Below are 8,457 nucleotides of genomic sequence, written 5' to 3'. Positions count from 1 at the left end.
GGATTGCAAATATGATTGGTCAACGCGGAATAAAAACCGGCAGCAAAGGCCCGCCAGTTCGCTATCCCGCAGTTCGCTATCCCGCAGTTCGCTATCCCGCCATCGAACAATGCCTGACGACTGTCGCCGAAATGGCACAGGAACTTGAAGCTTCCGTACATATGCCGCGCATCGGATGCGGTCTCGCTGGCGGCAAATGGGACAAGATCGAACCCATCATCGAACAAACACTCTGTAACTCTGAGGTCAATGTCTATGTGTATGACTATGGCTCATAAACAGTTAGGGCCAACTCTGTGGGATTTAACCCGATCATCGGGTACACACAAAAGCAGAACTTGAAATCCCTCAAATAAATAAATCTCTGATCTAAATCAGAATTCCTGAATTACAGGAGCAGTCTGAAATTTTGACGTTATATTAAAAGGTTGAGAAAGCAGGAGTCATGTTTGTCATATTCGGTTCAAAACCTTAGCAGGAGAGACAAAATGAAATCCAACACGCGCCGCGAATTTCTTGCAGACATCGGACGAGGCATGTTAATCGGCAGCGTCGGTTCATCGCTCGCTTTTGACCTGGGACTTGCTCCCGCTTTCGCAGGCGAGGACACAAACAAGCTGACATTTGGCGACATGGAACCTCTTGTCTCAGCCATGCAGGAAACACCACTCGATAAATTACAAACGATGTTGATCAAGAAATTAAATGCAGGCACCGATCTGCAAACATTAATCTCGGCTGCCGCCCTCGCAAATACACGATCATTTGGCGGCCAGGATTATATCGGATTCCATACATTTATGGCTTTGGCGCCTGCCTACCAGATGACGCGGGAATTGCCGTCAGAACACAAGGCGCTACCGGTCTTGAAAGTACTCTATCGAAACACAGCACAAATCCAGGACACAGACAGCCAGCACAATGAAGTACTGCATCCGGTGAAACCATTGACTCTACCAAAAGGCAGCCCCGGCGGACCACTCCTGCAAGCAGCAACCCGCAGTGCCGACTACGACAAAGCCGAAGGTACTTTCGCAGCCCTTGCACAAGGGCCAGTCGATCAAGCATTCAACGATTTACAATACGCGATTCAGGATGAACTGAACGTCCATCGTGTTGTATTGTCTTGGCGGGCCTGGGCGATGCTCGATATGGTGGGACAAGCACACGCACACTCGCTCCTGCGTCAATCGGTCCGATTTTGTGTGAAATCGGAACAGGGTCTCAACAATTCGAAGCGCCCGCCATCCAAAATCCGGACCGTGCTTCCCATGCTTCTTGATCAGTACAGTTTACTCAGTAAACCACTGGGAACGAGAAAAGTCGATGATCCCTGGATAGATACCATCATAGAAACGCTCGCGCAAACAATCTATCGCAGTACCCCAGAACAAGCAGCTGATGCAGCCGCTGCAGCATTAGCGGAAGGCTTCCAACCGGAGGCTGTCGGCGAAGCAATCTCGCTGGCATCAAATGCGCTGGTCCTGCATGATCAGGGTCGAACGAAGGCGCGTCCCGATAAGCCAATCGGCAGTGTGCACGGCGATTCTATTGGCGTACATGCTTCAGATTCCGCCAACGCCTGGCGAAATATCGCCCGTGTCAGCAACAAACGAAATACCATTGCCAGCCTGATCGTCGGTGCCTACCACACCGCTGTAGGCCGATACAACAGCAAACTGAACGAACTGCCTTACCCGCTCGATGAACAACTGGAATCGATTACATCACGAGATCCCAAGAAATTAATCCAGGAAGCCGATGCAGCCATTCGCAACAAAGACCAGTTCCGTGCAGCTGCAATCATTCATCAATATGGAAAACTGGGACAGAGCGCCCGCCCGGTGTTCGACCTGTTAATCAAATACGCCACCAGCGAAGACGGTGCCTTGCACGCGGAAAAATATTACTGCACGGTTAAAGAAGAATTCAATACGACACGCGAGGCATTCCGCTGGCGTCAACTGGTAGCACTCGCGCGTGTAACCGCCAGTGAATACGGAAAACCGTCCCCCGGCTACGCCGAAGCCTGCGGCTTATTGAAGATCAATAGTTAATCACAGAACGCGTTAGCAAAAAACGAAAAACAGCCAAATGCTAATCGTTACCGCGTACAGACAAGTTTTTCCCACTCTCTCAGTCCGCAGCGCCAATGTCATTATTGAAGGCGTCTTGGAATATTCGACGTTCGTGTCGCTGATGGGCGATATAGCTCGTAATCCAGTCGCGAAGTTCATGCCGCAGCTCGCTGGCAATTTGACGCATCTGTCGCAAAGGAATCGAATCCTGCATGCGATTGCGCAAGTCGCTTAAATTGACAAGCAGTGCACAACGTTCCTTGTATAGATTTCTAACCTGTCCCTGCCAGTTGGGATGCTCTTCGAGAACCTCTTCCAGATAGCCACCTTCATCCTGTAATTCAAATTCACGTGGCATCGTTTTCAATAATGTATCCAGCACCTCAGAAATCCACTTCCAGGCACCCGCATCACCGTCGGCTTCTTCCAGTAAATCCAGCAGGTCGCCCATCAGGATATATTCCAACGCGGTTATTTCTTCCAACGCGCCATTCATTATAGATGAATTTCTTCTGGCCATGCTAAGCCCTCCTTAGATTCGAAAAGATGACAACCTGCAAAAGTCACCCTCTTTGTTGCTGGATTGATTGATTCTCGTAGGCAACTCCTGTTTGAAATTTGCACGATCAATCGAATAATAAACAAGAACAGTTTAAAACACTCTTACTAATTTACCATTTATGATTCAGCGGGTCAAAAAAACTTTTGTATTCAGAACCGCTTTTCTGATGAATTGATTTTTAATTTTTTTTGTTTAGAAATGCAAATATTATAAAACGTCTTTAGTATACTGCATTTAAGTAAAATTCGTTTTTTCAATTCGTAGCACAGACCTTTTTTCTATTGATTTTGTCAAAATCGATAGCTGCTACAGCGAAACTGTGCATTCTTCCCCATCTTACAGGTCACTCTGATCAATGTTTGAAGAACGCCATATTGCATTTATGGAATCCCAGACCGACATGCGATACACTATGAGAAGACTGCTTCGGAATCATTTTCTGAAGAAAAAAAGCGGGCATTTCTTCGGCTTACAGAACCATTTCACCTACAGGATTTACGATCATGCCTATCACTACCGGGATGAAGGGCAGCGGTTATTACGATGCCAACTCGAAAGAACAACGATCCGCACTGGAATCATTTCTTCCTTGGCTGGAACAAGCCATTGCAGACTTGCCTACACCAGATGCTCAACAGAAATCGTGGAATATTCTCGATATTGGTTCGTCAGAAGGCGGAAATGCAATCTATGCGATGAACCGCCTGACAACCGCTTTGCGACGCCATTCCGATTTGCCAGTCTGGGCACTATTTGATGATCTGCCAACGAATGACTTCAACCAACTGTTTTCCAATCTCTTCCCGCAAGATGAATCCGCGTTTACAGAAACCGATATCTTTCCCGCTACCATAGGAGGATCGGCCTTTGGCCGCCTGGTACCGCCGCGTTCTCTGCATCTGGCTACCACGTTTAACGCCATTGGTTTCTTTGAAACCAAACCAACCGCCAGACTGCCCCATTTCATTCTGGCAATGCAACCAAACCCCCACGCGCCACGCGAAGGAGTCTCCGTCACAGAAAGTGAATTGAAACCATTCCGCGATCAAGCGCATCAGGATCTCTCTCATTTTTATGAAGCACGCGCTGAAGAACTGGTCTCAGGCGGAAAACTGCTCGTTCAAGTTTTTGGCAGAAATGAAACTCACTCTACCGGACATGGCATTTGTGATGTCCTGAATGATGCGCTGCTTGATTTTGTGGAAGCAGAAATGTTACCACGCAGTTTTTATGAGGAGTTTATCTTTCCCGCTTACTATCGCAGCCTGGAAGAACTCATCACGCCAATTCAGGAGAATGATCAATTAGCATCCGCTTTCCATATCGAGCAGGCAGAAACCCGCGATGTCCCCGTACCCTTTAATGATGCACTCGCTAAAACCGGCGATCAAAAAGCCTGGGCTCATAGTTACACAGGCTTTCTACGTGCCTTTACGGAACCGGTCATTGCCCTCACGATTCCAGACGAATTACCGCAAGAAAACACCATCGATAAAATTTACGAGCGTGTAGAACGCCTGCTCCTGGATCATCCCGAACGCTACGAATTTCATTTTATCTCGATCGCAACTTTGCTCACACGCGTCTAATCGGCAACTTTAAGTTAAACAGGACTTCTCTGATGGAATCGAAACCAACCAAAACAAAATATAATGATCTCACACCTGAAGAAACACGCGTCATTCTACACAAGGGAACTGAGGGACCTTTCATCGGCGAATACACAAACCTGAAAGCGACAGGTACATTTATCTGTCGCCGCTGCAACGCGCCCCTGTATCGTAGCGAAGATAAATTTGAGAGCCATTGCGGCTGGCCCAGCTTTGACGATGAACTGCCCGGCGCCGTCGAACGCTGCCCCGATGCAGACGGCTCTCGCACAGAAATCGTCTGTCATCATTGCGAAGGTCATCTAGGGCACGTCTTCCTCGGTGAAGGTATGACCGAAAAAAACACGCGGCATTGCGTGAATTCCATTTCCATGAAATTCATTCCAGCCGAACAGACCTTGCCTGCAGTCATCAAATAATCGCGATCCAGACACCACTACGAACTGCAGGAGAGCATGGAGCAACCGGCTCGACTACGCGCCCATTCCGGTCGCTTTTCGGCATGCTGTTCCCGGCCAGGTTGCTCATCATAAGGATGACACAATAATTCCAGCAGCTCGTTCACCAGAGAAAAATCGCCCTGCTCTGCTTTGTCGATGGCCAATTGTGCCAGATAATTTCGTAGCACATATTTCGGATTGACGAGATTCATTTTTTCCCGTCGGGCAGCGTCCGAAGACTGTTCATCGCGTAATCGATTCTGATAGTTGCGAACCCAGACACAGATTTTGGTACGAACGTCACCCACCACCTGTTCCGGCTGGTAATAGGCATCCATCAAAGGTTTGAGTAACACTGCATCATCGGAAATTTCCGATTGATCGCCTTCGATCTCCAGCAACGAAAGCTTACGAAAGAATATGGTCATATCAGTTTCGGCCAGTTGCAAAACTTCCTGAAGTTCTTCAAACAATTTCAGATCGGTTTCTGATTGAAATGATACTAGCCCCAATTTCTCCGACATCATACTTTGCCAGCCTTGTTCAAAGCTGTCAGCGTAAATATCCAGTACCTGTTCTAATGGCTTAGCGTCTTCTATCAGGGGATAGAGGGCATTCGCAAACTGCACCAGATTCCAGAGCGCAATCTGCGGTTGGTTCCCAAACCGATACCGTCGCCCTGTCGCGTCAGTCGTGTTCGGTGTCCAGTTAGGATCATAATCTTCCAGCCAGCCATAGGGGCCGTAATCAATAGTCAAACCAAGTACCGACATATTATCGGTATTCATCACACCATGCACAAAACCAACACGCATCCAATGCACAATCATCTCTACCGTCCGACGACATACCTCTTCGAACCAGCGCAGATAAACGGCGCGACTCGGTTCACCCAGATGTTGAAAATCGGTCCGTATTGTATAATCGACTAGTGTGCGTAAGTTTTTAATATCTCCCCGGGCCGCGAAAATCTGATAGTTTCCAAAACGCAGAAACGACGGCGCAACACGGCACACAACAGCACCCGGCTCAAATTTGGGATTCCCATCGTAAAACATATCGCGTTCGACCTGTTCGCCAGTTAAAACCAGACTCAACGCCCGCGTGGTGGGAACTCCCAGATGATACATCGCTTCGCTACAGAGAAATTCGCGGACGGAAGAACGCAATACCGCCAGTCCATCTGCAGTACGGGAGTAAGGAGTCGGGCCGGCACCTTTCAGTTGCAGGGTCCAATGCTCATCCTTCTGATTCAGAACCTCACCCAAATTAATCGCCCTGCCGTCTCCCAGCTGACCGGCCCAGTTCCCAAACTGATGTCCGCCATAACACATGGCATACGGTTCCATGCCTTCCAACACACGATTGCCTGCAAAAACATCAGCAAAAGTATCAGACTCATCAGCATTCACCTGCAGATCCAGCAGATCAGCCACCTCTTTTGAGTAAGCAACTAACTGCGGGCGCGCCACTTTCGTGGGTAACACAGGCGAGTAACAGGCTTGCATCACTTGCCGACGATAATTTTTCGTCTCATCATCCGCAGGCAAATTTCGCGTAAACTGATTATCGAACTGAAGTTCATCCAGGTTTCGGGCCGTTTGTTGACTGTTCATAGTGAAATTCTATCACTTAAGCAGGCAGATGAAAAGATAGGCGTCTCATCCCCATACCACTTTAATCCGGTGGTCTATTCTCACACTTCCAACCGCTGAATCTTTCGAGAAGCCAGATACGTGGCGAAGAGCGTAATCACGCCAATCATTCCGAATACAAGCGGAAAATGAAAACTGGTTAGAAGAAACTCCCCCTTTCGTTCAGCCATAAATAGATTGTTATAAACATAAAGGGGATCGTATTCAGAGATTGCAGGAATGGATTCTATGAGTATAGAACTAGCAAAAAAGAATACCAGCGCCATCACTGCCCCCCGTACCGGCTTTTTCCACCAGCAGACTCCAAAAACGGCAAGTGAATACATAATCGAATGCAAAAGAGGGTAACAGGCGATATAGGACCAACTTAATAAATTGGTTCCATAAATAGAGGCATGGGAAGAGAGATCATGAAGCGAATTCCAACTTACTAATATCGTCGTACCATCCAAAACCATCAGCACGGCAAACAGTCCCACAATATATTTGAACCAGAACCAGCGGTTGATCGAAATCGGTCTCGACATCCAGAAATGTCCCAACCCGGGAGCAAGTTCTGCCGCAAAGATTCCCGAACCGACTACCGTTGCCCACAGAATTCCAATGATCCACATTGTGGAAGGCAGACTGTAAACTGTCATTGTCATAGTTCTTCCCTCGGTATGACCGGTAGAAAGCACATTCGCAACCGCAGTTACACATGCCAATGCCAGGCCCGCCAATGCGATGGGAACAGCCTGCCTCAGATTAATCCAGATCAATGAAGAAGCTTGTCCCCGATGCGGAAAAGAAATCCAGGAAAACAGAGCCGGGTATTTCCAGCGTCGTTTTTCAGGACGAGAAACAAGACCGTTCCGTGTTCCATAACGTCGCGTAAACCAGAATCCTAATCCGGATAGAATCAACAGATTCAGAAGCAATGGCATCCAAACCCAATTAGCAAGATCAAGATCGCTGAAGCTACCGGTTTCATTTGAATATCCGTAGAAAATCACCATCGATTGAGGAAACAATGCGCCAATCCAATCATGTATTAGCGAAAATTCAGTTGATTTAAACATCATCCGCGCTTCTACCATAATCACCCACAGAAAAGCGATTACAGCACCTAGAAAACCAATATGGACTTCATAACGACGACGTGCACCAATCACAGCCAGAACTAGAAATAATCCGGCTGACTGAACCATAATAATACATGTCAGTTTTCCCAGTAAGCCAATCGCTGCCATAGCCGATAGACTGGAATTATTAATAAGCTCGAATCCCTGTGGAATTCCCACAGCGCGTGCAGGCACCTGTTCCAGCAGTCCAAATGCCAACAGAACTGACAGAATCAAAGCCCCCAGAAAAATAGGTCCCAATAAACAAAAAAGAGCAAAGCCTAATTTAATAGTGCTGATACGATGAAGTGACACAGGGAGCGATGAAGTAAACGAAAGAGTACGGCTCGAAACTTCACTTAAACAAACCCGCATGGCAAGAAAAATGGTCATGAACAAACTATAGACCAGACAGATCGACCCGAACCGGGCCACTGGTGTGCGAAAACCGAGAACACTTTCATAAATCACTACATAAACCACACCGCACATAATCCAGGCCAGACAGACGAAGAGCAATCTTTTTCGCTCTTGCCATTCTTTCCAGAGCAGAGACTGTAAAACTAAATCCATAGGACTGAACCTTCTAGCGGTGGCTCTCAAATATATGTTTCGTTATACAACAACCGGCGTGCCCGCCTGAGGCCAGCCATGCGTGCGTCCGATCACAAACGATTCGAATATTTCATCCAGACTTAAGTCAACAACTTCATGATCCACTCCCGTAGACGTCAAACGCTCCACAAAGTCTCCTGCCCCATCAACGGTTACAATAAATTGATCTTCTAACAGCTGTACATCCAGCAAACCTGAAGGCTGTGAGATATCTGTAATACCCGAAGAAGTCAAAACAATGCGTTTGACTTCACTACGCAGTGTTTCAGTCGAGGAATGCCGAATGATTTTTCCACCATCCAGAATCGCCACTGCATCCGCGACCGCTTCGACTTCATCGAGTAAATGCGAACTAAACAAAACCGTCCGACCGGCTGCCTGGAGATGTTCGATC

At 47.6% G+C, this 8,457-nt stretch carries 6 protein-coding genes and 2 pseudogenes; 4 read left to right on the top strand and 4 right to left on the bottom strand.

All coding sequences use genetic code 11. The features are described from left to right. Positions 1 to 278 (top strand): annotated as a pseudogene (locus tag Q0668_RS21605) (hypothetical protein); the annotation flags it as partial. Positions 279 to 488: 210 nt separating this feature from the next. Further along, positions 489 to 2,057 carry a hypothetical protein gene (locus tag Q0668_RS21600; protein ID WP_298868459.1) on the top strand — a complete coding sequence of 523 codons (1,569 nt, stop codon included), beginning with the start codon at positions 489 to 491 and terminating at the stop codon, positions 2,055 to 2,057. 79 nt (positions 2,058 to 2,136) lie between these two features. Here Q0668_RS21600 and Q0668_RS21595 read toward each other — a convergent pair whose 3' ends face one another. Then, positions 2,137 to 2,598 (bottom strand): hypothetical protein, encoded by a 462-nt coding sequence (locus Q0668_RS21595; protein ID WP_298868456.1) that lies wholly within the window; start codon positions 2,596 to 2,598, stop codon positions 2,137 to 2,139. Between the two features lie 545 nt (positions 2,599 to 3,143). On the opposite strand from Q0668_RS21595, the gene Q0668_RS21590 reads away from it, so the two are divergent. Both Q0668_RS21590 and Q0668_RS21585 read left to right on the top strand, forming a co-directional pair. Beyond that, on the top strand, positions 3,144 to 4,229 hold the full coding sequence (locus Q0668_RS21590; RefSeq protein ID WP_298868455.1) for a cyclopropane-fatty-acyl-phospholipid synthase: 1,086 nt from the start codon (positions 3,144 to 3,146) through the stop codon (positions 4,227 to 4,229). Between the two features lie 32 nt (positions 4,230 to 4,261). Then, entirely contained in the window at positions 4,262 to 4,669 is a 408-nt protein-coding gene (locus Q0668_RS21585) for a methionine-R-sulfoxide reductase (protein WP_298868453.1), read from the top strand. 17 nt (positions 4,670 to 4,686) lie between these two features. On the opposite strand, the gene Q0668_RS21580 is transcribed toward Q0668_RS21585, so the two are convergent. The 3 genes and pseudogenes from Q0668_RS21580 to Q0668_RS21570 form a co-directional block, all read right to left on the bottom strand. Continuing rightward, a complete protein-coding gene (locus tag Q0668_RS21580; protein ID WP_298868451.1) occupies positions 4,687 to 6,306 on the bottom strand; it encodes a protein adenylyltransferase SelO in 1,620 nt (539 codons plus the stop codon). A gap of 80 nt (positions 6,307 to 6,386) precedes the next feature. Further along, a complete protein-coding gene (locus tag Q0668_RS21575) occupies positions 6,387 to 8,021 on the bottom strand; it encodes a hypothetical protein (RefSeq protein ID WP_298868450.1) in 1,635 nt (544 codons plus the stop codon). A gap of 42 nt (positions 8,022 to 8,063) precedes the next feature. After that, positions 8,064 to 8,457: pseudogene (locus Q0668_RS21570) on the bottom strand (hypothetical protein); the annotation flags it as partial.

It is taken from the genome of uncultured Gimesia sp., assembly GCF_937910335.1.
GTDB lineage: Bacteria > Planctomycetota > Planctomycetia > Planctomycetales > Planctomycetaceae > Gimesia.
This window is presented reverse-complemented; position numbering and strand designations above follow the sequence as displayed.